Origin of the sequence: Arthrobacter citreus (assembly GCF_038405225.1) — a bacterium.
Taxonomy (GTDB): domain Bacteria; phylum Actinomycetota; class Actinomycetes; order Actinomycetales; family Micrococcaceae; genus Arthrobacter_B; species Arthrobacter_B citreus_A.
In genome coordinates this window covers 3,599,426-3,622,700 of sequence record NZ_CP151657.1, presented here as the reverse complement: position 1 = coordinate 3,622,700, position 23,275 = coordinate 3,599,426, and the positions used below count along the sequence as shown (strand labels likewise).

Below are 23,275 nucleotides of genomic sequence, written 5' to 3'. Positions count from 1 at the left end.
GCCGGTCAAATGGATCAGGCGCGCCCCTGCTTCTGGACCGCTTCCACGTGCAGGTCCGTTCCCTTGGTTTCCTTGACCATGGACACAGCGGTAAACGAGATCACGCACAGCACCATGATGTAAATGCCGATGGACGGAGACCAGCCGGTCTCGTTCAACAGCGCCTGCGCAATGGTTGGCGCGAACGCCCCGCCCAGGATGGCCCCGAGTGCGTACCCGATGGACACGCCCGAGTACCGCACCCGGGCCGGGAACATCTCCGCATACATGGCCGACTGCGGTCCGTAGGACAGGCCCAGGCCGATGGTCAGGACAAAAATCGCCACCGCAAACAGGACAATGTTGGTGGTGTCGATCAGCAGGAACATCGGGACCGACCACAGGAACACCCAGGCATAACCAATCTGGAAGGTACGGATCCGGCCGATCCGGTCGGAGAGGATCCCGCCGTAGAGCGTGAAGATCAGCCAGCCGAACGATCCCAGCGTGGTGGCCAGCAACACCGATGGCCGGTCCATTCCCAGCCCGCCGGCGTCGGGCTTTCCCGTGGCATAGGAAGCAAAAAAAGCGATGACCAGATACCCGGCCGCGTTGTTGGCAATAAAGATCAGGGCGCTCAGGACCACTTCCCGGGTGTTGTGCTTGAACAGCTGCGCCAGCGGTGCCGAGGATTCCTTCCTGCGCTCCTGGATTTCCTTGAAGACCGGGCTTTCAGCCACGGAGCGGCGGATAAAGTACCCGACGCCGATCAGCACCACCGAGAACAGGAACGGAATCCGCCAGCCCCAGGACAGGAACTGCTCCTCGCTGAGGCTCGTGCTCAGCACGTACATCACGAAGGTTGCCAGGATCATCCCGATCGGAACCCCAATTTGCGGGTACGCGCCGAAGAGTCCGCGTTTGTTCACCGGGGCGTGCTCCACCGACAGCAGGGCGGCGCCGCCCCATTCCCCGCCGGCGGAAAAGCCCTGCAGGATGCGCAGCAGGACCAGCAGGATGGGCGCGGCGACGCCGATCTGGGCGTAGGTGGGCACCAGCCCGATCAGGGCCGTGGAGGCTCCCATCATCAGAAGGGTGAAGACCAGCATCTTCTTCCGGCCCAGCCTGTCGCCGAGGTGGCCGGCGACGACGGCGCCCAGTGGGCGGAAGAGGAAACTGATGCCGATGGTTGCGAAGGAGACCACCTGACCCAACGGGCCTTCGCTGACCGGGCCGAAGTAGAGGGCGGCAAGGACAAGCCCGGCCGCCTGCGCGTAAATGAAAAAGTCGTACCACTCGATGGTGGTGCCCACCAGGGTGCCGGCGAGGACCTTCCGTTCCTCCCGAGTCATCCGGTCGTGAGGCTGCGCGGCAGTGTAATTACTCATGAAAACTCCATTGTTGTCTGAGGTAGGCCGGTGCTGCCTGCGGCCAAAATACACCCAACGCGGCCCGGATCACAGCAGCAGGGGCTGGAACGGCGTTTGCTGCCCGGCACCAGCGAAGGCAGCACGTCCACAGCGGCGCGGCACGCTAGGGGAAAGGGGTTGGAAGGGTGGGAAAAGCAGTCCAGAATGGGATTCGGTCTTCCTCCCCCTTCCCGCCCCCTCCCCCGCACTGAACGGTTCCCGTGGACAACATCAAACCCTGGCCCGCCCTGTGGTCGCTCGTCATCGGCTTTTTCATGATCCTTGTCGATTCCACGATCGTGAACGTGGCGACCCCGGCCATCATGGCCGACTTGGACGCCGACATCGACAAGGTCATCTGGGTCATCAGCGCCTACCTCCTGGCCTATGCAGTGCCGCTGCTGGTCACCGGCCGGCTCGGCGACCGTTTCGGGCCGCGGCGCATTTACTTGGTGGGGCTGGTGGTCTTCACCGGTTCCAGCGCCTGGTGCGGTTTTGCCGAATCGGTCGACATGCTGATTCTGGCCCGGGTCATCCAGGGCCTCGGTGCAGCGCTGATGACGCCCCAGACGATGTCGGTGATCACCCGGATTTTCCCGCCGCAGAACCGCGGCACCGCACTGGGGTTATGGGGCGCGACGGCGGGTATGGCCACCCTGGTGGGGCCGGTCCTCGGCGGGGTCCTGGTGGACACACTGGGCTGGGAATGGATCTTCTTCATCAATGTCCCGGTGGGAATTGTCGGATTCATCCTGGCCTTCCGCCTCGTGCCGAAGCTCCCCACGGCCGTGCACCGGTTTGATCTGCTTGGCGTCTTCCTCAGCGCTGCCGGAATGTTCTGCCTCGTGTTCGGCATCCAGGAGGGTGAATCCTACAACTGGGGCACCATCACCGGCCCGCTGTCCGTCTGGTCGCTGATCATCACGGGCCTCGTCCTGCTGGCACTCTTTGTTCTCTGGCAGCGCCTGAACCGCAGCGAACCGCTCCTGCCGCTGAGTTTGTTCCGGGACCGCAATTTCTCCCTCGCCAACGCTTCCATCACCGCGATGGGGTTCGCCATTACGGCATTCTCCCTGCCGCTGATCCTTTACGCGCAGACCGTCCGAGGCCTCTCCCCCACGCAGGCTGCCCTGCTGCTGACACCCATGGCGGTGCTTTCGGGTGTCCTGGCGCCGCTTGCGGGCAAAATGGCCCAGCGAAGCAACCCGAAGTTCATGGCCATCGCCGGCTTCGCTGCCCTGTCCGTATCCCTGTTCTGGCTCGGGAGTATCCTGACACCGGATACGCCATACTGGCTGCTGATGCTGCCCGTCGCACTGATGGGCCTGGCCAATTCCTGCATCTGGTCGCCGGTGTCGCTGACCGCCACCCGCAATCTTGCTCCCGCCGTCGCCGGAGCCGGCTCCGGCGTCTACAACACCACACGCCAGTTTGGCGCAGTTATCGGCAGCAGCGCGATTGCCGCCATGATGCAGTCCCGCCTCTCGGCACAGCTGGGTGCGGGCGTGGAGAGCGGAGAGCCTTCCGGCGGTGCCCTGCCGGAGTCGCTGGCCGCCGGTTATGCGACGGCCATGGGCCAGTCCCTGTACCTGCCCGGCGCCGTGATTCTGATCGGCCTGGCCGCAGCGCTCTTTTACGCACGTCCCCACGAGGGAACACTTCCGGCATCCCGCGTCTCCGCTCCCGCGACCGGGACCGAAGCGGGATCGGGGACAGGGAACGCAACCGAGAATCCTGCCCGCAGCCGGTAATCCGGTTCAGGAAGGTGACGGCGGATCCGGCGCAGCGAGTGCCCCGCCGTGCGCAGGCGCGTCCCGCTGTAGGGAATGCCGCCGCGCAGGCGCCAGCCCACCGCGAACCATACGCAGACCGCGCGTTCCAGTGCCCACAGCGGGGCCCAGAGCGCGGCGTCGGCGTGAAAGACGCTGGAGCCGCCGGCGCGCCTGCGGCCCGCTTCCGCCGCAAGGACGGCAGCCCCGGCGAGCATCGCCAGCCGTGCCGGCTTCCGCAGCGACAGCAGTATCACCGGCAGCAGCACCAGTTCAGCGGCCAGGCGTGCGGGCTGAGCAAAATCGTCGTAGGCCTGCCGCACCCGCTGGCGCCAAAAGTGCCTGGCCGAACACGGGATCCTGGCCACGAACAGATTATCGGCCCGGACCTCGCGGCCTCCCGCTGCGCGGATGGTCCGCAGCAACTCGAGGTTCTCGAACAGTACGTCCCCGCTGTATCCGCCGGCGGCCAGCAGCGTTGACCGCCGCAGGGCGAGCGTTCCGGGATAGTCCGATCCGAAGGCCCGGTTGAGCAGGGTCCGGGCCGTGTCCCAGCGGGCGTGCCAGGGCAACGGAGCAGGAAAGTAGTTCTGGGGGCGGACGACGTCGGCCCCGCCGAGCAGCGACACCGCACGTTCCAGCGCGTCCCGGGTGTAGCGGACGTCGTCGTCGGCAATGACGAGAAATTCGTGCCCGCTTAGCTGCACACCCGTCAGGACGCCCTCCACCTTTCCGTTGGCGTACCCCAGCCGACAGGGCCTGAAGTGGCGCACTGCGGGCGGAAAGGCCCGGGCGTGGGCCGCAAAGAGATCAGGCGGGGAGCCGTCAACAACAAGGACGGGGAGCCACCGTGTGAGTTCCTCCAGGTAGGCGCAGAGACCGTTCAGCTCCGTGTCGTCGGTCCATTTCAGCGGCAGAATGTAGGCGGCGTCCGAACGACGCGGCGTGGCCGGGCACGATTCGGGCGCAGCCGGGGGCAACCCGGCAGGACGCGCACCGTTCTTCCAACTGCCTTGGTTCACCGTCCACTCCTCCGCAGCGGTTCCGCGGCCGCCGTGAAGGGACGGCCGCGGAACCGGTAACCGCTATTCCTTGTGCAGCTTGTCCTGGACGCTCCCGGCCATCTTTTCCACCACGTTCGGCAGATCAGTGGTGCCGTAGTAGCGCGCATCGGGACGGGTGGGCGGCGGCATGGGAGCCGACGTCGTCGGTCCGTCGTGGTAGCTGAACTCGCCGTGTCCATCCGGCGTGGGTCCGGAGGCCCAGGATCCCTCGGACGCCGCCTTGCCGTCAGAGAAGTTCAGGTACTGGTAAGACACGGAGCGTTCTTCCTTCCTGATCGGGAAGTTGGAGGGCACGGGCAGTGATTCGGCGCCCTCAGCCTGCAGTTCCTTCGCCGCTGCCAGCCACTGGTTCTGATGCATGGTGTCCCGTGCCAGCAGGAACGAGAGCATGTCCCGCACGCCGTGATCATCCGTCATGTGATAGAGCCGGGCCACTTGGAGCCTGCCCTGCATTTCCGCGTTGGCATTGGCCGTGAAGTCCGCCAGAAGGTTGCCGCTGGCGGTGATGTAGCTGCCCTGCCAGGGATTTCCGTTGGAGTCCACCGGGCGTGCTCCGGCCCCAGCCACAATGGCCTGCTGGACATCCATGCCGCCCACCACGGCGGCTACCGTCGGGTCGGACTGCACTGCGTCCTCGGTAATGCCCAGCGGTGCCTTCTCCAGGAGCTGGGCGATCATGATGGCCAGCATCTCCACGTGGCCCATTTCCTCCGCGCCGATCCCGTACAGCAGGTCGCGGTATTTGCCCGGGATGTGCGAGTTCCAGGCTTGGAAGCCATACTGCATGGCCACTGTGATTTCACCGTACTGGCCACCCAGGACTTCCTGGAGCTTCCGGGCATAGACTGCGTCGGGTTTTTCAGGCGTGGCCTTGAACTGGAGCTCCTGTTTGTGAAAGAACAATCTGCACCTCCGGTGACGTTTGTGCCTACACGGTCCCGCTGAAGGGACCTCGTCTGGTGCCAGCAAAATAACTTAAGGGCTGACTTATCAGCAAGCTTTCTATTAGGATGGTCGCCATGAAACGCAGTCCCGGGGTTTCATCCACAGATCCAGGTCGGCGGCCGGCACCTGCGGCGGCGTTTGATGCCCTTACCGCTGATGAGCTGCCGCGCCTGATACTGGACAGCGCCGACTTGGGGGAATTCCTCGAGGCGTTCACAACGCTGGCCGCACGGCACTTCGCAGCCGCCGGGAATGAGGTTGGCTGCGGTATCACGATAGTGCCTGGCCGCCGGCCGGCCAGCACCGGATTCAGCGACCACCGTGCCCGCCTGCTGGGGCAGCTGCAGCTCACTGCCTGGGACACGCCAAGCCTTCCCGGCGCGCAGTTTCCCGGCGCAAACCTGCGGGTCGGCGTCCATGCCGCTGACCTCGGACCTGGTTCCCCCTGGCCGGAGTACGCTGATTTGGCCCGCCGGCACGGTGCTGCCGCGGTTGCCTATGCCCCCTTCGATCTCTTCCCGGATGTTGGTTCCGGGCTCCTCCTTCACTCAACGCGGGCCGGAGACTTTGATGGCCCCGTTTTGCGGGGCATCGAGGACTTTGCCCGGCGGGCTGAGCCCTCCCTCCGCCTCGCGGTTCGGTTTTACGGGCTTGCGGACACAGCTCACGATCTGAGGGCGGCCCTGGAATCGCGGACGGTGATTGACCAGGCACTGGGAATCATCATGGGCCAGAACAGGTGCTCCCAGCACGAGGCCTTCACAATGCTCCGTTCCGCGTCCAGCCGAAGAAATCTCAAACTGAGGGACCTCGCGGCAAACATCGTTGCAACGGTGGGGGGATCCGTCGCCGAAACGCACTTCAGTCCCTGAGCAGGTGCCGCGCAGCCCACCCCGATAAATCAGAGTAAAAGGGATTGTGGCCAGCCCCTGCGGCGACTAGGGTTAATGGGCGGTCCAGAAGTGCGCCACGCTTTCCACCACCTAGCCTTGGGTTGGAAAAATCATGGGACACACGACTGCATTTTTTTGGCGCCGCATGCCCGGCTTGGCCGAGAGCGAGGCAAGGGGATGAGGATCCGCTATTACAAGCCCTTTGACCCGAACCAGCTGACTTCGCTGGGCCTGCCAACCGATCCAACGGACACCCAGGGCCTCGCGTTGTTGTCCACCGGCACGCTTCAGGGACTCATTAGCCGCGTCTATGAGCAGCTGGACTCGGACTATCCGTCGATGGAAGCCGCGGATTGGTACAACGCCTTGCACGATGCGCTTCGGGAGCGGGCAAACGGACCGGAAGTTTTGGAACGGCCCGCATAGCGGCAGCGCGGGGGCTGCGCTGTGCCGCTGATTGACGGGTCAAACACCCGCCATCGTGTGTAGTATCGGGTATATATCCGAGCCGCGGCACGGATCTTGTCTCCCCTCAAGCGGCCCCCGCCGGACCGGCATGCACTGGCCCCGAAACGAATGCGAGGCCCAGCATGACTGCCGACCTTCCGCTCGAAGAATTATCCACAACTTTTGCCCGCATTCAGGGCCTCCTGCTGAGCGAGGAAACCGTCAGCAAAGCGGTGGATCTTCTGGCTGATGCGGCCAAGGAGTCCATTCCCGGCACCTTGGGGGCCGGCGTTTCGCTAATGGACGAGCAGGGGCGGCGTACCAGCTGGGGGGCGACCGATGAGATTGTGAAGCAGGCCGACGCCCTGCAATATCAACTCGGCGAGGGACCGTGCATCACGGCCTGGGCAACCACCGGGACGGTGCGCACCAACGATGTGACCACCGAGAACCGGTGGAGCCGCTGGAGTCCCCGGGCAGCCGACTTGGGGCTGCGGTCAGTTCTCAGCGCGCCCCTGGTCTTCCGGACCGAATCGGTGGGGGCAATCAAGGTGTACTCGGACAAACCCGGCGCTTTTGACGCACGCAGCGAACGCCTGCTGACGCTCTTTGCCGGACCGGCCGCCACTCTGCTGGCCAATGTTCAGTCCTCTCAAGCCCCCCGCCGGCTCAGCCAGCAGTTGAAGGATGCCATCGCCAGCCGCGACAACGTTGCTTTCGCCCGCGGCATCCTGATGGAACGTGAAGGACTGGGCGAGGATGAATCAATGGCACGGCTTCTCGAGATCGCTCGCAGCAACAGGGTAACCCTCCGTACCGCTGCAGGCTCTGTTGTCTCGGGCAGTGGAAAGCACCAGGGCTAAGGACGGGGACAATGGGCTTTGATGCGGTGGAGCCGGAACAGCGCAGGCGGCTGAGGGAGGCGTTATCCCAGGCGGGCATCGAGACTTCGCAGCTGTGGATGAAGTACTTCAGCATCGGTGGTGAGGCAGGCGAATATGAAGTGGATGCCTACCTTAATGGGTCATTTTCCCTACCCCCGCTGCAGCGTGACATCCTCGCCCACGCCGCCAACGAACTTATTGACGATCTGCCGCCCCGGCTGCGTGCCCCGTACTGCGACGACGACGATCTGGGCAGCCGGAACAACAACCGCGAACAGGGGTCCAATGCGCCCCGGGACCGGCACGGGCCGAGCGGGGAAGAATCCCGGCGTCCACGCAGGGATGCCGGCCCGGACCAGGAATGATCCAGGCCGGCAGCGGCTCCCTACTCCTTGTTTAGCTTGTCCTGGACCGCACCGGCCGTCTTTTCCACCACATTCGGCAGATCGGTGGTGCCGTAGTAGCGGGCATCGGGACGGGTGGGTGGCGGCATGGGAGCCGACGTCGTCGGTCCGTCGTGGTAGCTGAACTCGCCGTGTCCATCCGGCGTGGGTCCGGAGGCCCAGGATCCCTCGGACGCCGCTTTGCCGTCCGAGAAGTTCAGGTACTGGTAGGAAACCTCGCGGTATTCCTTGTTCAGCGGGAAGTTGGAGGGGACGGGGAGCTGCTCAGCACCCTCAGCCTGCAGTTCCAGCGCCGCGGTGGTCCATTGATTCTGGTGCATGGTGTCGCGCGCCAGCAGGAACGACAGCAGGTCCCGGACGCCGTGGTCATCGGTCATATGGTAGAGCCGGGCCACCTGCACGCGGCCCTGCATTTCCGCATTCGCGTTGGCGGTGAAGTCCGCCAGCAGGTTGCCGCTGGCGGTGATGTAGCTGCCCTGCCAGGGGTTCCCGTTGGAATCCACGGCGCGGGCGCCGGCGCCGGCCACGATGGCATGCTGGACGTCCATGCCGCCAACCACAGCCGCGACTGTGGGATCGTCCTGCAGTGCGTCAGAGGTAATTCCCAGCGGCGCTTTCTCCAGCAGCTGGGCAATCATGGTGGCCAGCATCTCCACATGGCCCATTTCCTCGGCGCCGATCCCAAAGAGCAGATCGCGGTATTTGCCGGGAACGTGCGAGTTCCAGGCCTGGAATCCGTACTGCAGGGCCACCGTGATTTCGCCGTACTGCCCGCCCAGGACTTCCTGGAGTTTGCGGGCGTAGACGGCATCCGGCTGGTCCGGGGTGGACTTGAATTGAAGTTCCTGCTTGTGGAAAAACATAAGTACCTCCGGGAGGGATTGGAGCACCCGGTTCCGCGCCTCCGTCAGGGGCCGGCAAGCCAGTGCACGTCTGCCCAAGGTAGTCCGGATGACCCTGCCCATGGAAGAGTAATCAGCCTACTTATCAATTTCCTTTTCCAGCTCATCGGCGATCAGGCGGCCGATCTCCAGTCCCGCAGTGGCCGCCGGCGACGGCGAGTTCAGGACATGGATTTGACGCGGTGCCCGCTCGTAGAGAAAGTCGTCCACCAGGGTTCCGTCGCGCCGCAGGGCTTGGGCGCGGACCCCGGCATGGGCCGGTACGAGGCAGTCGTCCGGCAGCGCCGGGACCAGTTCCCGCAGTCCGGCGAGGAACCGGCGGCGTGACAAGGACCGCGCCGTCTCCGATAAACCCACCCGCCAGAATTTAGCCCCCAGCCGCCAAAGCCCCGGCCAGGCCGCACTGTCCACCAGATCCCGGGGATTGATGTTCAGCCAGCTGTAGCCTTCGCGCGCAAAGGCGAAAATGGCATTCGGCCCCGCATGTACCGCACCGGTGGTCATCTTGGTGAGATGGACGCCCAGGAACGGAAAGGCAGGGTCCGGGACAGGATAGATCAGCCCGTTCACCAGGTGCTCCAGCTCCGGCGCGAGTTCAAAGTATTCGCCGCGGAACGGAATGATCCGGACATCGGGCCGAAGCCCGGCGAGCCGGGCGATGCGGTCGCTGTGGAGCCCGGCGCAGTTGACGAAGCCGTGGGCGCGGTGAGTGCCCGACGTCGTTTCCACGCTCACTCCCGAGGCGTCCGACCGCACTCCCCTGACCTCGCTGTTGAAGCGGATCTCGCCGCCGGCCTCCCTGATCAGCCGCATCAGCACAGCGCAAACACCCCGGTAGTCCACGATGCCGGTGGTCTCGACCCGGAGCGCCGCGACGCACTGGACATGGGGTTCATAGCTGCGGGCTTCATCCGGGTCAATGAGGCGGCACGGGACTCCGTTCTGGATTCCGCGGCGAAGAAGCTCTTTCAGCGCGGGCAGCTGGCTTTCCTTGGTCGCGACAACGAGTTTGCCGGTGATCTCGACGTCCACGCCATGGGCCTGCGCGAACTCCTTCATCGATGCGGCGCCGGCCGTGCCCAGCGTCGCCTTCAGGCTGCCGGGGGCGTAGTAAAGCCCGGAGTGAATGACGCCGGAGTTGTTGCCGGTCTGGTGGACGGCTGCCGACCCTTCTTTGTCCAGCACCGTAACGCGGTAACCGCGACGGCCCAGTTCATAGGCAGTGGCCAGCCCGACAATGCCCGCACCGGCGATGATGACCCGGTTGCCTGAAACAGGAGAACTCATCCCGTTACCGGAACGCCGGGATGCCCGTGATGTGCTGGCCCAGGATCAGCAGATGGACCTCATCGGTGCCTTCATAGGTACGCACTGATTCCAGGTTGTTCGCGTGCCGAAGCGGCGAGTAGTCCAGCGTGATGCCGTTGCCGCCCAGAATGGTGCGCGCTTCCCGGCAAATGGCGATTGCTTCGCGGCAGTTGTTGAGCTTGCCTACGGAAATCTGGTGTTTTTGGAGCCGTCCGGCATCCTTGAGCCGTCCAATCTGCAGGGCCATGAGGGTTCCCTTGTTGATTTCCAGCGCCATGTTCACCAGCTTCTCCTGCGTGAGCTGGTATCCGGCCAGCGGCTTTTCGAACTGCAGGCGTTCCGTGGCGTACCCCAGTGCAGCCTCGTAGCTGTCCCGGGCGGCGCCCATGGCTCCCCAGATGATGCCGTAGCGCGCTTCGTTCAGGCATTCGAACGGCCCGCGCAGTCCTTTCGCCTTGGGCAGCATGGCGCTTCCGGGCAGGCGCAGGTCGGTGATTTCGATGTCGCACTGGATGGAGGCGCGCATCGACAGTTTCTGCGTAATGGCCGTGGCTTTGAAGCCCGGGGTGTCGGTTGGCACCACAAAGCCGCGGACGCCGTCGTCGGTCATTGCCCACACCACTGCCACCTGGGCGACAGAGGCCAGGCCGATCCAGCGCTTGGCGCCGTTGATGATCCAGTCATCTCCGTCGCGCCTGGCGTAGGTGAGCATGTTGCCGGGATCGGATCCCGCCGTCGGTTCGGTCAGCGCGAAGCAGCCAATGGCGGTTCCGGCAGCCATGCGCGGCAGCCATTCATTTTTCTGTTCCTCGGAACCATGCTTGTGGATGGCACTCATGGCCAGCGATCCCTGCACGGAGACGAAAGTGCGCAGCCCCGAATCCCCCGCCTCCAGCTCCAGGGCCGCCAACCCGTACTCCACTGAGCTCCGTCCGGGGCAGCCATAGCCCTGCAGGTGCATGCCCAGCAGCCCCAGCTCCGCCATGTGCGGAACGATTTCCAGCGGGAATTCCGCGTTGTCATACCAGCGCGCAATGTTGGGGCGGATCTCGGCGTCCACGAAGGCCCGCACACGGCCGCGCAGGGCCAGTTCCCCGGCGCTGAGGAGGGAATCGATATCCAGGAGATCGGTGCTGTCGGTCATGGTCTTCACTTTCGGGTAGGAGCGGCGGCCAGGGCCACACTGTCAAAACGTGCGTTGGGGTGCTCGCCGAGTCCGGGCGGCGGGAGGCGGTAGCCGGCGGGCGTGGCGGACAGCCTGATGGGGTTGGCCACCTGCCGGCTGGTCCGTCCGCTTGCGGGATCGGTGATGCTGACCACGGGATCCAGGCCCAGGTCCCCGGCGAGCTGCAGCGCCTCGGAGATGGTGTTGACCTTGCCGGCGGGAACACCCTGCTCATTGAGGATGGCCGCCCAGCCTGCCGCCGGCTTTCGGCGCAGCCGGCCCTCGAGCAGATCCTTGAGTTCGGCCCGGTTGGCCACCCGGACCACGTTGGTCCGGAAGCGTTCATCCACCGCCAGTTCCGGGACGCCGAGCAGCCGGGTCAGGGCCTCAAACTGGCGGTCCGTTCCCACGGCTACGGCCAGCGGGCCGTCGGCTGTATCGAGGGTTTCGTAGGGAGCAATGCTGGGATGCGCATTGCCCATCCGCTGCGGCGGTTCACCGGTGGCCAGGGTGCTCGATGCCTGGTTCACCAGCGCCGACAGGAGCGAGGAGAGCAGATTGACCTCAACCAGCTGGCCGGCCCCGGTTTCCTCCCGGGAGCGCAGCGCGGCCAGGATGCCCACCACCGCGTTCTGTCCAGTGACCACATCCACTAGGGCCACGCCCACCTTGCTGGGTTCGGCGTCGCGGGTTCCGGTGACACTCATCAGCCCGCCCACGGCCTGGACCAGCAGGTCATAACCGGGCAGGTGTGCACCACCGGTTCCGCCAAAACCGGTGATGGAGCAGTAGATAAGGCCGGGCCGGTGTTTGCGCAGCGATTCATAGTCCAGCCCGAACCGCTCCATGACGCCGGGGCGGAAATTCTCCACGACGACGTCGGCGGCGAGCGCGGTTTCCCTGGCCGCGGCAAGCCCCTCCTCCGTGCGCAGGTCACACACCACGGACCGCTTGTTGCGGTTGACGCTGGAAAAATAGGTGCCCACCCCGTGCTCGTCCACCGGCGGAACCCAGGACCGGGTGTCGTCTCCGGCGGGGCTTTCCACCTTGATGACGTCAGCGCCGAAATCGGCCAGCATCATGGATGCGTACGGTCCGGCGAGGACGCGGGAAAAGTCGGCAATTTTCAGGCCATGCAGCGGACCGGCCGGACCGGGGTCCGGGGCCTTGGGGTTCATGGTCAATGGAGATCTCCTTGCTGTGGAACTACTGGGCTGAGCCGGTCACCGGATTGGACAGCGCCGGCAGACCGCTCACGCGGCATTCGGCGGTGTCTCCGGGCTGGATCCGGATGGCGCCCGGAGTTCCCGTGGAAATAATGTCTCCCGGATAAAGCGGCATGACCTTGCTGTGAAAGCTGATCAGGAACGCCGGGTCGTAGCGCATGTGGGAAACGGAGTTGGTGCACAGCACCTCCCCGTTGATAACGGTGGACACCACCATGTCTCCCAGAGACCCATCCCCCACGGCTGTTCCGAGCGGAACAATCCGCGGCCCAAACGAAAAGAAGCCGGGGAAGTTCTTGGACCGGGTGAGGAAGCGCGGGTTGCGCTCCAGGATGTCCTCCGCCGTCTGGTCCAGGACCGGGACCAAACCTGCCGCGTAGGACAGCGCGTCGTCGGGTTCCACGTTGCGGCAGTACCGGCCGATTACCACGCCCACTTCCGCCTCCGCGGTGGTGCGGTTGCTCTGCTCCGGGATGGGGATGGCTTCACCGGGGCCGATCACGGTGTGGTCGCCCTTGATGAAGGACGCCGGTTCATCGGGAACTGCCTCGGACAGGTCCGATGCGTGCTCCACGTAGTTCAGCCCGATGCCCCACAGCATGCGTGGGTGCCGGTACGGGGCGCCGAAGGTGACGGATGCCGGGTCGGTGAAGACGCCGTCGTCCGCCTTCCCGGCGGCTTCTTCCAAATCATCGAGAAGATCACCGGTGAGCACCGCCAGCAGATCCCCGGTGAACCCCGGCAGCAGGTTACGGACCAGGGCAACCCCGCGCTCCGGATGCACGGCGGCGGCAGCCTCCTGCGGGTGTTCAAAGGTGGAGGTTGCTTCATGGATCGAACACAGTTCCAGGATGCGGGAGTTCATCGAAGCTGTCCTTTCGGGATCATCAGTGCGGGTCATCAGGAGTGCCGGGCGGAGCGCCTCCGCCGGGATGGCTAGTAGGAGCGGACCATGCCGCCGTCGCAGCGGATTTGCTCGCCGGTGACATAGGACGCCGGGTTGCCCGCCAGGAAGGCCACGACGGCGGCGAATTCCTCCGGCCGCCCGTAGCGTCCGGCGGGGATGGCGGCTTCGGATGCTGCCCGGACCTCATCGGGCTGCTTCCCGGACCGGCCCGCGGCCGCTGCGTCCAGGGATGCCACCCGGTCCGTGTCGATCCGTCCGGGCAGGACCATGTTCACGGTCACGCCGTCCCCCGCCACTTCGGCTGCCAGCGTCTTCAGATACCCGGCCAGTCCGGCACGGGCCATGTTGGACAGCGCCAGGTTGGGCAGCGGCTGCTGCACCCCGGAGGATCCCACGGCGATGATCCGTCCCCAGCCGCGGCGGCGCATGCCCGGCAGCACGAGGGATGTCAGCCGGATGTGCTGGAGCAGCAGCTGGTTGACGGCTGCGGCGGCCTGCTCGGCGCTCATGTCCGCGGCACCGCCGGGCGGTGGGCCGCCGCTGTTCAGGACGAGCACGTCCACCGGGCCAAAGGCTTCCTCGGCGCGGCGGACCAGATCCTCGGGGGCACCATCGCTGGTCAGGTCCACATGGAGGCCGACGGCGGACGGCAGCCGGGCGGCTTCGGCTTCCACAGTCTCCCGGCGCCTGGCGGCCAGGACCACGTTTGCGCCCTCACCGCCGAGCGCACGGGCGATTGCCAGCCCGATTCCGGAGCTTGATCCCGGAATAAGGACATTTTTTCCCGCTAAACCCAGATCCATCAGACGGTCTCCGTTCGGACTGCGGCCAGGTGGCCGTCGATGAGTGCGGCCAGTTCAGGCGGCAGTTTTGGCGCCGGCGGGCGCACGAGCGCTTCGTCGATAATTCCGCGCCGGCGCAGCACCTCCTTGCGCAGGGCAAGGCCCACACCGGGCTGGGCCTCAAAGTTCGCCAGCGGCAGCCACGGCGCAAAGGCGGCCCGGGCCTGGTCAAAGCCGCCACTTCCAAAAGCGTCCAGAGCCGCCAGCAGGCCCTCCGGATGCGAGAAACCGGTCATGGCTCCGGCGGCACCCGCCGCCAGCTCGTCCAGCAGCCCCACGCCGCCCAGCCCGCCGAATACCGGCACCGTTGTGCCCCGGGTCAGCCGGGCTATGGCAACGGCTGTGGGCGGCGCCTCGGATTTCACCGCGGTAATGAAGGGACACCGCTCGACGACGGCGAGGATCTGATCCGCGCTGACCGTCACCCCGGATGCCACCGGGTAATCCTGCAGGACAATGCCGGCTCCGGTGGCGTTGTGGATGGCGGTCAGGTGCGCGGTTAACATGTCCGGGTTGGAACTGTTGGCCTGCACCATCAGTGCTGCCAGGTTGTTGCCTGCCGCACGGCAGGCGACGGCCGCCTGTTCCAGGGCCGGTGCGGTGCTGCGCGCTGATAGTCCCACCACCAGCGGAGTTGTTCCGGCGGCGCTGGCGGCGGTGCGGACGGTCAGTTCCTGTTCATCCGAGCTGAGCGCGGCACCCTCCCCGAAGACGCCCAGCACCACCATTCCGGCAGCACCCAACCCGGTGTACAGCTGCACTTCCCGGCGCAGCGAATCGGTGTCCACGGCACAGCTGCTGCCGGTGAACGGCGTGGCGAGCACGCCCCACAGCCCGGGTGACAGGGGCGGAGGAAGAGCGGTCATGGGCGGGAATCCTTTCGGGGATGGTTCCACAGTTCAGCGGTGCTTCTACAGTTCCGCGGCGGGCGGAGCCAGCGGGGCAGGCGGCGCAGGGGCCTTGTGGCTGCCCCGGCGTACGACGGCGGCCGGCGGCGTGCCGGCACGCTCGCGCTGCGGCGCCTCCGGATCGTCCCCCCGGGACCGCAGCCCGATCAGGTGCACCAGGACGCCGACACCGATGATGCCCAGGCCGATTCCGATGTACATCGGTTCCATGACCAGCATCGGCAGCGAACCCAGGCCCAGCAGCACGCGCTCGGGCCAGCGGGCCAGCCCAAACAGCCAGCCGCCGGTGGCCACCGCCAGTGCGGCAACGGCCACGAGGGAAACGGCGAGCGCGAGCAGGACCGTGGCCGGCCCACCCTGCATCAGGAGTCCGATGCCGGGTCCTGACATCACGAAGATGAACGGGACCAGGAACGCCGAGAGCGTGTAGCGCCACGTCAGCCACATGGTTTGGATCGGCTTGCCGCCCGTGATCGCCGACGCCGCGAACGGGGACAGCGCAGTGGGCGGAGAAACTTCGCTGAGGACTGAGTAGTAGAAGATGAACATGGCCGCGGCGAAGGCCGGAACACCAACGTCCTGCAGCGCCGGCCCGATGATGACCCAGGAGATGATGAAGCTGGCGGTTACGGGAACGGCCAGTCCGAGCAGGGTCACCGAGATCGCGGAGAACACCGCGGTCAGCAGCAGGCTGCCTCCGGCGAAGTCCACGATGATGTTCGCCAGCTTCAGGCCCAGCCCGGTCAGGGTCATCACGCCAACGATCAGTCCGGCGGCGGCCATGACCGGGATGACGGACAGCGCGCCGGTGGCGCCGGCGGCCAGGGCATCCCAGATGCGCCGCGGGGTCATCCATGACTGCTTGTCCAGGAAGCTCAGCACGAAGGCCAGCCCGGTGGCATAAACGACGGCGCGGAAGGGCGTCATGCCCATCATCATGAACACCACAATCGCGGCCAGGGAGCTGAAGTGGTATCCGAAGCGCAGCAGGAGCCGCCCGATCGGCTTGACCTCGAAGTCCACCGCCTTGGTCTTGAACCGGCGGGCGTCCATCTCGATGGCCAGGATGATGCCGAAGTAGTACAGCAGCGTGGGAATGGTCGCCCAGATGAGGACCTGCAGGTAGGACACGCCCAGCAGCGCCGCGATGATGAACGCCGCAGCGCCCAGCGTGGGCGGGGACATGATGGCTCCGATGCCGGCCGCGGCCAGGATGGCGCCGCCGTGCTCCTTCGGGTATCCGGCTTTGCGCAGGAGCGGCCAGGAAATACCGCCAAGCGTCACCGTGGTGGCCACGCCGGATCCCGACACGGTGCCCAGGAGGAACCCGGCCAGGGTTACGGTCCGGCCCGGACCTGACTTGGACTGCCCGAAGGCCGAGAAGGAGAGGTCAATAAAGAACTTGGTGGCGCCGGAGGAGGCAAGCACGGCGCCGTAAATGGTGAAGAGGATGATGTACGACGCCGCCACGTCGGTGGGCACCCCGAAGAGGCCCTGCGTTCCCATGACGTTGTGGCCCACCAGGCGGATCCAGCTGAAGTCCGACGTGTTGAAGGGCGCGGGCACCATGCTGCCGAAGGAGGCATAGGCGAAGAAGGCCAGCACCACCAGCGGAACCAGGATGCCGACCGTGCGCCGGGATGCTTCCAGGGTAACCAGGATGGCGATGATCCCCATGAACAGGTCCAGGTACGTGGGGGTGATGGCCCGGCGGAAAAACCCGTCCCAATCGGAGGCAATGTAGACAAACGGAACCAGGGCAATGACTGCCAGCAGCCAGTCCGCAATGTGCGGGTTATCGGAGCGGCCCTGTTCCTTGGCCTTTTCGGACCGGCCCCAGCCTCGGTACACGAGGAAGGTCATGGCCAGCCCCAGCCCCAGGAACATCGGCAGATAGAACTGGGTGGGCATCGGGCGGAACACCCAGTACAGCGCAAACAGGGACAGCCCCACTCCGAGGGCCTTGATGACGGTGGCGGGAACGCCGCTGAGCTGCCGGGCAGGTTTTTCCGCTTCGAATTCGGCAATCAGGGCCTCTTCGTCAACCACGCTTCCGCGTTCGAGGGGGTTGACGATTTCGTCGTCGCCCTCATGGCCGAGCTGCTCGGACCGGCGAAGCGGGTCATCCGTGGTGCGCCGGGCGGTGCCGCCCCGGGCCTGGACGGCGCCGTTGCCGCGTTCTCGCTTGTTCATGGGTTCTCCTTGAGTTCTAGCGTCACGAAGGGATCGCCGTCATCGACCAGCGTCCACAGTTCCAGCGGAGGTGCGCCGTCAGCGTGGACCGTTCGCCGGCCGAGGTCCGTCGCGGCGACGGAGAGCCGGGTGAAGGCGGCGGGGTGCGAGGGGTCCGGTGCTGCGACCCAGCTTCTCCGGTCCCCGGATTGCGCAGGTTCCGGAGCCCCGGGAACGGCGTAATACTCTTCCAGTACGGCCAGTTGGTCGGCGGCAAGCTGCACCAGCAGATAGCTGCCCCCGGGCTGGATGTCGTAGCGTTCCTCGGCCACGGTTCCGTAAATGGAGTTCCGGTAGCTGAGCGCAAAGGAGCCGCCGTCAACGGGCACCGCGGCCAGCTCGCCGTCGTCGTTGCTGATGCTCAGGGTCCACTCAGCAGGGCGGTCCTGCTGGCCGGCAGCCGCCGCGATTCCCGCGGCGGCTCCGGCTCCGAGCAGGCCCAGCACCAGGACGACGGCGGCCGGCCGGCGCATGGTGCCTAGCTTCCCGCCTGGTCGAAGTAGGTCTTAGCGCCGGGGCAGGTATCGACGTAGGAGACGTCTCCGGCGGTGGAGGCATCCATTTCCTTCGCCGAGGGGTGGACCTTCTCCAGCTCTTCTACGTTGTCGAACAGCGCTGCCGCGATGTCCTGCTGCAGCTGCTCGTCCATCTTGGGGCTGGCGACCAGCAGGTTCGGTGATGCGATGGCCTGGACTGCTTCGGTCTGGCCTTCGTACGTGTTGGCCGGAATTTCCTCGGCCAGGTAGTACTCACCGTAGGAATCCGCCATGGTTTCGGCGTACTGGCCGATGGGCAGCAGGACCATGTCGCCGTCGCTGGCCAGGTCGATCAGCGCGCCGGTGGGCAGCCCGCCGGACCAGAATCCGGCGTCGATGGTTCCGTCGCGCAGGGCGGCCACGGTTTCCGCGACGCCGAGCTGGCGGCGCTCCACGCTGTCCGGATCGACGCCGGCGGCCTCGAGAATGCGCAGGGCACCGACTTCGGTGGCGGAGCCCGGGGCGCCCACGGAGACCACCTTGCCCTCCAGCTGCTCAGCCGTGGTGATGCCGGTTCCGTCAACGGTGACGGCCTGGAGGTAGTTGTTGTAGATGTTGCCCAGCGAGCAGATCTCCTGCGGCTTGCCCTCGAATTCCCCCACGCCTTCCACAGCGTCGGACACCACGTCGCCCACCGAGAAGGCAATCTGGGCCGATCCGTTGGCGATCAGCAGGACGTTGTCCACCGATGCGTTGGTCTCCTGGACCGTGGCGTCGTAGCCGTCGATGTTCTCGCGGATGACCGTGGCGAAACCACCGCCAAGGGGGTAGTAAACGCCGCCGGTTCCGCCGGTGGCAATGGACAGGGTGCCGCCGCTGCCGTCGGCGCCGGCACCGGAGTCTCCGGAGGTGTCGGGGCTGCCGCAGGCGGAGAGGAGGAGTGCTGGTGCCAAAAGGACTGCGGCGCCTGCGCGCAGCCAGTTCCGGTTGATGGAACTCATGGATTTCTCCTTGGGTAGGTTCACAGGGGTGCGGATGCAGTGCTGGTGGAGCGGGTGCGGTGCGGTGCTGTGCTGGAGCAGGAGGAGCAGGTTCAGGAGGTGCTGGAGCAGGAGGAGCGGGTTCAGGAGGAACGGAGGGTGGTGCTGAGCGAAGCGTTTGTGCTGCGGGGAAGCCGATCCGCCCGGCTGTTTGTGCGGGGTCGGGAACCGGCGGCTGCTAGTTGGGGCGGAATTATTATCTGACCCAACGCCGGTGGGCCGGGCGCGTCAAGCGTGCCGCAGTACGGCGCAGCAGTGCTGCCGTCCGAGGTACGCGTGCCGCTGCGCCGGGTGCAGGGCAGTAGCGGTGACCAGCAACACTGCTGGTTTTCCGGGATCATTTGGAGACTGTATCCAATTTCCACGCTTAATGTAACCCATGTCACATTAAGCGGTTTCCGCGGTCGGCCACAGCCTGGGCCAACGGTGCTTAGCGGGCCTCGAGAAAGGCGCGCAGGGCCTCAACGGCGTGTTCCCGGTGCTCGTCCAGGAGCCGTATCAGGCGGGCAGTATCCTGCTGCTCAAAGGCGTCAATAATCAGCAGGTGTTCACGCTCCACCCGCTCCCGGTTGCTTTCCACTCCGTAGTACACAAAGCGGTAAGCCTCGGTGGCGTCCCACAGCACCTGCACAATCCGGTCCAGCCGCGGCATGCCCGCGGCCTCCACCAGGACAAAGTGGAAACGGCGGTTTGCTTCGGTCATCCGCAGCAGGTCCCCCGCGGCCGATGCGGCTTCAACCTCGGCGGCGGCGTGGTGCAGTGCCTGCAGGACGCCGGGGGAAGGAACCGTCTTCAGAGCGGAGCGGGCCGCTTCGGTTTCCAGCAGCTGCCGCAGGCGGTAAACCTCCAGCAGGTCATCCAGGGACAGGGTGGCAACCTTGTGTCCGCGGTGGGGTTCGTAGACCACCTGGCCTTCGCTTTCGAGCACCTTGAAGGCCTCGCGCAGCGGGACCCGGCTCACCCCGAACCGTTTGGCCAGGGCGTCTTGGCGCAGGGGCTGGCCCGGCACAAATTCACCCGCGCTGATGGCCCGGCGAAGCTGGGTCAGGACAAAGGCCTGAGCCGTCGGAGGGCGCGCCTGCCCGTTATCCGAACCATCGGTCACGGGCACTCCCGCGCTGGATATGCGCTCACACCGCAAATCCTAGCCCGAACCGCGGGGGCCTCCCGACCCGCCCGATCCCGCAGGGAGTTCAGGGCCCTTGTGGCGGGGACCACTCAAAGGAGTCGCTAGACTACCCGGATGCCCCAAGATGATCAGCCCCGGGACGGCGAACACCAGCCCACCTCCGGCGAAAAGGCCACCGACGATTTTGTTGTCCGCAGCCATACACTGCCCTCCGGTCTGCACTACACCACCACCACCGGACGCATGGTGCTGCGCACCGAGGAAACCAAGGACGGCAAGGCCAACGGATTCCGGCCCAAGGCCGAGATCTTTCTGGTGGCCTACACCGCCGACCAGCAGCCTTCGACCCCGGCACCGGACCCGGCGGGCGGCGGCTCAGCGGGTAACGGCCCTGCGGACAGTGGCTCAGCCGTGCCAAACCCGGCCAACCGGCGGCCGGTGGTCTTTGCCTTCAATGGCGGGCCGGGCTCATCCTCGGTGTGGCTCCACATGGGCCTGCTGGGGCCGCGCATGGTGGATTCCGGAGACGTGGGGTCACTGACCCCTCCTCCGTTCGGATTGACGGACAACCCGGAAACGCTGCTGCAGCATGCGGACCTGGTGATGATCGATCCCGTGAACACCGGGTTTTCCCGGGTGGTTGACGGCACCGAGTCCGGCGAATTCCATGGCTTCGAAGCGGACCGCGACCTCGTGGCCGAGGTGATCCGGCTGTGGACCACCCGCAATAACCGCTGGCTGAGCCCCAAGTACCTGGTGGGAGAGTCCTACGGGACGCTCCGCGCCGTCGCTGTCGCCGGTCGACTGTTCGACGCGTACGGCATGGCAGTGAACGGACTCGGGCTGATCTCCACGGTCCTGAACATGGCGACGCTGAATTTCGCCCCCGGCCGCGACACGCCCTATGCCCTTCATCTGCCCACGTATGCAGCCATTGCACATTTCCACGGCCGGCACGGGGACCGTGAACTAGCTGACGTGGTGCGCGAAGCCGAGGAGTACGCGGGCCGGGAGTTTGGCTACGCCCTCACGCAGGGAGCGCGGCTGGGCACGGACGAGTTCGACGCCGCCGTCGGCCGGCTGGCTGCCATCACCACGCTGGACCCCGGGTTTATCCGGCGCACCAACCTGCGCTGGGACTATGCCCAGTTCTCCGCCGAGCTGCTGCGGGAGCAGAATCTGGTGGTGGGTCGGATCGACGGCCGGTTCACGGCTCCGCCGGCGGACCAGCAGGAATCGACCAACTGGGATGATCCCAGCCTGCGCGCCATCAACGGACCCTATTCGGCGGCCGTGAACCACTATGTGCGGGCTGAGCTCGGTTATGAGAACGACCTGCCGTACGAGATCCTCACCGGCCGGGTGCAGCCGTGGAGCTACAAGAGTTTTGAGGGGGTGCCGGTGGATGTCACCGGCACATTGGAACGGCTCCTGGCCCACAACCCATCACTGCGGATTCATGTGGACTATGGGTACCACGACGGCGCGACGCCCCATTTTGCCGCCGAATACGTCTGGGCGCACATGAGGTTGGATGATGGCGCGCGGGCTCGGTTCTCGCACCACTATCACGAGGCCGGGCACATGATGTACCTGAAACCGCAGTGCCGGCTGGACCAGCTGGCCGCACTGAGCGGGTTTGTCACCGCCGGCTGACCGCAGCTAGCGGGCGGCGAAGTGCCACCAGATCCCGCCGACAAACACGGTGCCGGCGGCGAAGGCGAGCGCCAGCTCCACCAGGATGCCCACTCCCATGGCCTTCAGCGCCGCATAGCTGGCTGACCATGCCTCCGGCAGGCTGCGCCGGCGAAGGAACTCGCTCAGCAGCAGCCCTGCGGCGAACCCCACAATAAGGCCGACCACGGGAATCAGGAACATCCCGACAATTCCCACCGCCACCCCGGCCATGACCGAGGTGTTGGGAACTTGGCGTTGTTTCAGCCGCCGTCCGGTCAGCACCGCACTGGCCAGCAGGCCGCACAGCGCCAGTGCGGCACCCACGCCAAAAGCCCACCACGCAGCTGCACTCTGCAGGCCCAGGGCCCACCCGAGCAGCGCGGCGATAATGAGGATGCTGCCCGGCAGGACCGGAATGACTATTCCCGTCATGCCCACGGCTATGGCCAGCGCAGCGATGACGGTAATGATGATGTCGGGGTCCATGCACCCAGTCTTCCATCCGGACCGCGGTGACCGGCCGCGGCACGGCGGTGGCGCAGCTGTCGCCAATCCCCCGGTACCGATACTAAGGTTGCTTACAGAGCGGCGACCCCGGTCTGCACCCAACGGCATCAGGAGAGACAGATGAGCACCGACCCAGGCAACAACGGCCGGCCCGGAGCACCCAACGGCCCCAGCGACAACGCCGGCAATCCCGTGGGACCGGACGGCGGCCGGCTGCGTGACCGCTCCGCCAGGACTCCCACGGCCGACGAAACGCAGGTCATCCCCTCCGGGACCGGACGCGCCGACACTGGCTCCGCGGCCGGCGCAACCGCCGCGGGAGCAGCTCCCGGCGACCAGCAGCCCGACCAGCAGCAGCCCGACCAGCGGCGGTCCGGCGATCAGCAGCACGACGACGACGGCTCCACCCGCACGCTGCCGGTCAGCGCCACGAAGGATCCGGGGCCAGACTACGACACCACCGATTCCCGCGCTGGCCGCGGATTTGATGAGGATTCCGCAACGGGCAGCGGCACTGCCGATCACAGCCGCACGGCACTGCCCGGCAAGGCCAACCGCGAGGCCCTGCTGGCCATGGAAAAGGAGCGGTTCGGCGGCATGAAGTTCGGAGCTGCCTTTTTCGGCTGGCTGACCGCCACCGGCATGGTGGTCCTCCTCTCGGCGCTGGCCGCAGCCATTGGTGCCGCCGTCGACTTCTCCACCGACAATGACCTGGGCCAGTCCCTTGATCAGGCGATGGCTAACCAGAGTGCAGGGATCATCGGCACGGTCATCCTGCTGGTCGTCCTCCTGCTCGCATACTTCGCGGGCGGCTATGTGGCCGGCCGGATGGCTCGCTTCAATGGCCTGAAGCAGGGTCTGGCGGTATGGCTCTGGGCCCTGATCGCCGGAGTGGTTGTGGTGGTGCTGGGACTAATCTTCGGCGACGATATCCGCAGCATCAACCAGCTGAACACCGTTGCGCCGCTGCCGGAGGACCTTGACGGAGCAACCGCCGTAACCTGGCTCGCCATTGCCGCCACGCTGGCGGCAACGCTGATCGGTGCGCTGCTCGGCGGCTTGGCCGGCATGCGCTATCACCGCCGCATCGACCGGGCGGATTACAGCGAGGCCGACGTCCGCGCCTAGCCGTCCCGCGCCACTCGCCACGCACAAACAGGCC

At 66.0% G+C, this 23,275-nt stretch carries 22 protein-coding genes; 7 read left to right on the top strand and 15 right to left on the bottom strand.

All coding sequences use genetic code 11. The features are described from left to right. Positions 1 to 14: 14 nt before the first annotated feature. The gene (locus AAE021_RS16825) at positions 15 to 1,367 is read right to left on the bottom strand and encodes an MFS transporter (RefSeq protein ID WP_342023439.1); all 1,353 of its coding nucleotides are present in this window, start codon (positions 1,365 to 1,367) and stop codon (positions 15 to 17) included. Between the two features lie 242 nt (positions 1,368 to 1,609). Between AAE021_RS16825 and AAE021_RS16820 the strand changes: the two genes are divergently transcribed. After that, entirely contained in the window at positions 1,610 to 3,139 is a 1,530-nt protein-coding gene (locus tag AAE021_RS16820; RefSeq protein WP_342023438.1) for a DHA2 family efflux MFS transporter permease subunit, read from the top strand. Here AAE021_RS16820 and AAE021_RS16815 read toward each other — a convergent pair. Both AAE021_RS16815 and AAE021_RS16810 read right to left on the bottom strand, forming a co-directional pair. Continuing rightward, on the bottom strand, positions 3,022 to 4,179 hold the full coding sequence (locus AAE021_RS16815) for a glycosyltransferase family 2 protein (protein ID WP_342023437.1): 1,158 nt from the start codon (positions 4,177 to 4,179) through the stop codon (positions 3,022 to 3,024). The two genes, AAE021_RS16820 and AAE021_RS16815, sit on opposite strands and share 118 nt — an antisense overlap. A gap of 63 nt (positions 4,180 to 4,242) precedes the next feature. Then, the gene (locus tag AAE021_RS16810) at positions 4,243 to 5,124 is read right to left on the bottom strand and encodes a manganese catalase family protein (RefSeq protein WP_342023436.1); all 882 of its coding nucleotides are present in this window, start codon (positions 5,122 to 5,124) and stop codon (positions 4,243 to 4,245) included. A 116-nt stretch (positions 5,125 to 5,240) separates the two neighbouring features. Here AAE021_RS16810 and AAE021_RS16805 point away from each other — a divergent pair, with 116 nt between their 5' ends. The 4 genes from AAE021_RS16805 (at position 5,241) to AAE021_RS16790 (ending at position 7,755) form a co-directional block, all read left to right on the top strand. Then, a complete protein-coding gene (locus AAE021_RS16805) occupies positions 5,241 to 6,038 on the top strand; it encodes an ANTAR domain-containing protein (protein ID WP_342023435.1) in 798 nt (265 codons plus the stop codon). Between the two features lie 198 nt (positions 6,039 to 6,236). Next, positions 6,237 to 6,485, top strand: coding sequence for a hypothetical protein (locus AAE021_RS16800; protein WP_342023434.1), 249 nt, complete (start codon positions 6,237 to 6,239; stop codon positions 6,483 to 6,485). Positions 6,486 to 6,649: 164 nt separating this feature from the next. Further along, complete coding sequence (locus AAE021_RS16795; protein ID WP_342023433.1) at positions 6,650 to 7,369, top strand: GAF and ANTAR domain-containing protein; 720 nt, start codon at positions 6,650 to 6,652, stop codon at positions 7,367 to 7,369. An 11-nt stretch (positions 7,370 to 7,380) separates the two neighbouring features. After that, the gene (locus AAE021_RS16790) at positions 7,381 to 7,755 is read left to right on the top strand and encodes a hypothetical protein (RefSeq protein ID WP_342023432.1); all 375 of its coding nucleotides are present in this window, start codon (positions 7,381 to 7,383) and stop codon (positions 7,753 to 7,755) included. 20 nt (positions 7,756 to 7,775) lie between these two features. On the opposite strand, the gene AAE021_RS16785 is transcribed toward AAE021_RS16790, so the two are convergent. The 11 genes from AAE021_RS16785 to AAE021_RS16735 all read right to left on the bottom strand — a co-directional run bounded on the left by AAE021_RS16785 (position 7,776) and on the right by AAE021_RS16735 (position 19,905). Next, positions 7,776 to 8,657, bottom strand: a complete 882-nt coding sequence (locus tag AAE021_RS16785; RefSeq protein ID WP_342023431.1) for a manganese catalase family protein — start codon at positions 8,655 to 8,657, stop codon at positions 7,776 to 7,778. Positions 8,658 to 8,774: 117 nt separating this feature from the next. Next, positions 8,775 to 9,983 carry an L-2-hydroxyglutarate oxidase gene (lhgO, locus tag AAE021_RS16780; RefSeq protein ID WP_342023430.1) on the bottom strand — a complete coding sequence of 403 codons (1,209 nt, stop codon included), beginning with the start codon at positions 9,981 to 9,983 and terminating at the stop codon, positions 8,775 to 8,777. Between the two features lie 4 nt (positions 9,984 to 9,987). After that, positions 9,988 to 11,148 carry an acyl-CoA dehydrogenase family protein gene (locus tag AAE021_RS16775; protein ID WP_342023429.1) on the bottom strand — a complete coding sequence of 387 codons (1,161 nt, stop codon included), beginning with the start codon at positions 11,146 to 11,148 and terminating at the stop codon, positions 9,988 to 9,990. Between the two features lie 5 nt (positions 11,149 to 11,153). Continuing rightward, a complete protein-coding gene (locus AAE021_RS16770) occupies positions 11,154 to 12,347 on the bottom strand; it encodes a CoA transferase (RefSeq protein ID WP_342025448.1) in 1,194 nt (397 codons plus the stop codon). A 28-nt stretch (positions 12,348 to 12,375) separates the two neighbouring features. After that, positions 12,376 to 13,260, bottom strand: coding sequence for a fumarylacetoacetate hydrolase family protein (locus tag AAE021_RS16765; protein WP_342023428.1), 885 nt, complete (start codon positions 13,258 to 13,260; stop codon positions 12,376 to 12,378). Positions 13,261 to 13,331: 71 nt separating this feature from the next. Continuing rightward, positions 13,332 to 14,105 carry an SDR family oxidoreductase gene (locus AAE021_RS16760; protein ID WP_342023427.1) on the bottom strand — a complete coding sequence of 258 codons (774 nt, stop codon included), beginning with the start codon at positions 14,103 to 14,105 and terminating at the stop codon, positions 13,332 to 13,334. Continuing rightward, the gene (locus AAE021_RS16755) at positions 14,105 to 15,010 is read right to left on the bottom strand and encodes a dihydrodipicolinate synthase family protein (protein ID WP_342023426.1); all 906 of its coding nucleotides are present in this window, start codon (positions 15,008 to 15,010) and stop codon (positions 14,105 to 14,107) included. Before AAE021_RS16755 ends, AAE021_RS16760 begins: the two co-directional genes overlap by 1 nt. A gap of 45 nt (positions 15,011 to 15,055) precedes the next feature. After that, a complete protein-coding gene (locus AAE021_RS16750; RefSeq protein WP_342023425.1) occupies positions 15,056 to 17,245 on the bottom strand; it encodes a TRAP transporter fused permease subunit in 2,190 nt (729 codons plus the stop codon). Further along, complete coding sequence (locus tag AAE021_RS16745; protein ID WP_342023424.1) at positions 17,242 to 17,757, bottom strand: hypothetical protein; 516 nt, start codon at positions 17,755 to 17,757, stop codon at positions 17,242 to 17,244. The genes AAE021_RS16750 and AAE021_RS16745 overlap by 4 nt, the downstream gene beginning before the upstream one ends. Before the next feature lie 5 nt (positions 17,758 to 17,762). After that, a complete protein-coding gene (locus AAE021_RS16740; protein WP_342023423.1) occupies positions 17,763 to 18,761 on the bottom strand; it encodes a TAXI family TRAP transporter solute-binding subunit in 999 nt (332 codons plus the stop codon). Positions 18,762 to 19,230: 469 nt separating this feature from the next. Continuing rightward, positions 19,231 to 19,905, bottom strand: a complete 675-nt coding sequence (locus AAE021_RS16735; protein ID WP_342023422.1) for a GntR family transcriptional regulator — start codon at positions 19,903 to 19,905, stop codon at positions 19,231 to 19,233. A 138-nt stretch (positions 19,906 to 20,043) separates the two neighbouring features. On the opposite strand from AAE021_RS16735, the gene AAE021_RS16730 reads away from it, so the two are divergent. Beyond that, positions 20,044 to 21,585, top strand: a complete 1,542-nt coding sequence (locus tag AAE021_RS16730) for a S10 family peptidase (RefSeq protein WP_342023421.1) — start codon at positions 20,044 to 20,046, stop codon at positions 21,583 to 21,585. A gap of 6 nt (positions 21,586 to 21,591) precedes the next feature. On the opposite strand, the gene AAE021_RS16725 is transcribed toward AAE021_RS16730, so the two are convergent. Further along, positions 21,592 to 22,092, bottom strand: coding sequence for a DUF456 domain-containing protein (locus tag AAE021_RS16725; RefSeq protein ID WP_342023420.1), 501 nt, complete (start codon positions 22,090 to 22,092; stop codon positions 21,592 to 21,594). A gap of 141 nt (positions 22,093 to 22,233) precedes the next feature. Here AAE021_RS16725 and AAE021_RS16720 point away from each other — a divergent pair, with 141 nt between their 5' ends. After that, entirely contained in the window at positions 22,234 to 23,241 is a 1,008-nt protein-coding gene (locus tag AAE021_RS16720; RefSeq protein ID WP_342023419.1) for a hypothetical protein, read from the top strand. Positions 23,242 to 23,275: the final 34 nt, after the last annotated feature.

Excerpts from the sequence above, each read along its gene's own strand:
- AAE021_RS16825 (WP_342023439.1), bottom strand. The coding sequence starts at position 1,367 with ATGAGTAATTACACTGCCGCGCAGCCTCACGACCGGATGACTCGGGAG.
- AAE021_RS16805 (WP_342023435.1), top strand. The coding sequence starts at position 5,241 with ATGAAACGCAGTCCCGGGGTTTCATCCACAGATCCAGGTCGGCGGCCG.
- AAE021_RS16800 (WP_342023434.1), top strand. The coding sequence starts at position 6,237 with ATGAGGATCCGCTATTACAAGCCCTTTGACCCGAACCAGCTGACTTCG.
- AAE021_RS16795 (WP_342023433.1), top strand. The coding sequence starts at position 6,650 with ATGACTGCCGACCTTCCGCTCGAAGAATTATCCACAACTTTTGCCCGC.
- AAE021_RS16790 (WP_342023432.1), top strand. The coding sequence starts at position 7,381 with ATGGGCTTTGATGCGGTGGAGCCGGAACAGCGCAGGCGGCTGAGGGAG.
- AAE021_RS16785 (WP_342023431.1), bottom strand. The coding sequence starts at position 8,657 with ATGTTTTTCCACAAGCAGGAACTTCAATTCAAGTCCACCCCGGACCAG.
- lhgO (WP_342023430.1), bottom strand. The coding sequence starts at position 9,983 with ATGAGTTCTCCTGTTTCAGGCAACCGGGTCATCATCGCCGGTGCGGGC.
- AAE021_RS16775 (WP_342023429.1), bottom strand. The coding sequence starts at position 11,148 with ATGACCGACAGCACCGATCTCCTGGATATCGATTCCCTCCTCAGCGCC.
- AAE021_RS16770 (WP_342025448.1), bottom strand. The coding sequence starts at position 12,347 with ATGAACCCCAAGGCCCCGGACCCCGGTCCGGCCGGTCCGCTGCATGGC.
- AAE021_RS16765 (WP_342023428.1), bottom strand. The coding sequence starts at position 13,260 with ATGAACTCCCGCATCCTGGAACTGTGTTCGATCCATGAAGCAACCTCC.
- AAE021_RS16760 (WP_342023427.1), bottom strand. The coding sequence starts at position 14,105 with ATGGATCTGGGTTTAGCGGGAAAAAATGTCCTTATTCCGGGATCAAGC.
- AAE021_RS16755 (WP_342023426.1), bottom strand. The coding sequence starts at position 15,010 with ATGACCGCTCTTCCTCCGCCCCTGTCACCCGGGCTGTGGGGCGTGCTC.
- AAE021_RS16750 (WP_342023425.1), bottom strand. The coding sequence starts at position 17,245 with ATGAACAAGCGAGAACGCGGCAACGGCGCCGTCCAGGCCCGGGGCGGC.
- AAE021_RS16745 (WP_342023424.1), bottom strand. The coding sequence starts at position 17,757 with ATGCGCCGGCCGGCCGCCGTCGTCCTGGTGCTGGGCCTGCTCGGAGCC.
- AAE021_RS16740 (WP_342023423.1), bottom strand. The coding sequence starts at position 18,761 with ATGAGTTCCATCAACCGGAACTGGCTGCGCGCAGGCGCCGCAGTCCTT.
- AAE021_RS16730 (WP_342023421.1), top strand. The coding sequence starts at position 20,044 with ATGCCCCAAGATGATCAGCCCCGGGACGGCGAACACCAGCCCACCTCC.
- AAE021_RS16725 (WP_342023420.1), bottom strand. The coding sequence starts at position 22,092 with ATGGACCCCGACATCATCATTACCGTCATCGCTGCGCTGGCCATAGCC.
- AAE021_RS16720 (WP_342023419.1), top strand. The coding sequence starts at position 22,234 with ATGAGCACCGACCCAGGCAACAACGGCCGGCCCGGAGCACCCAACGGC.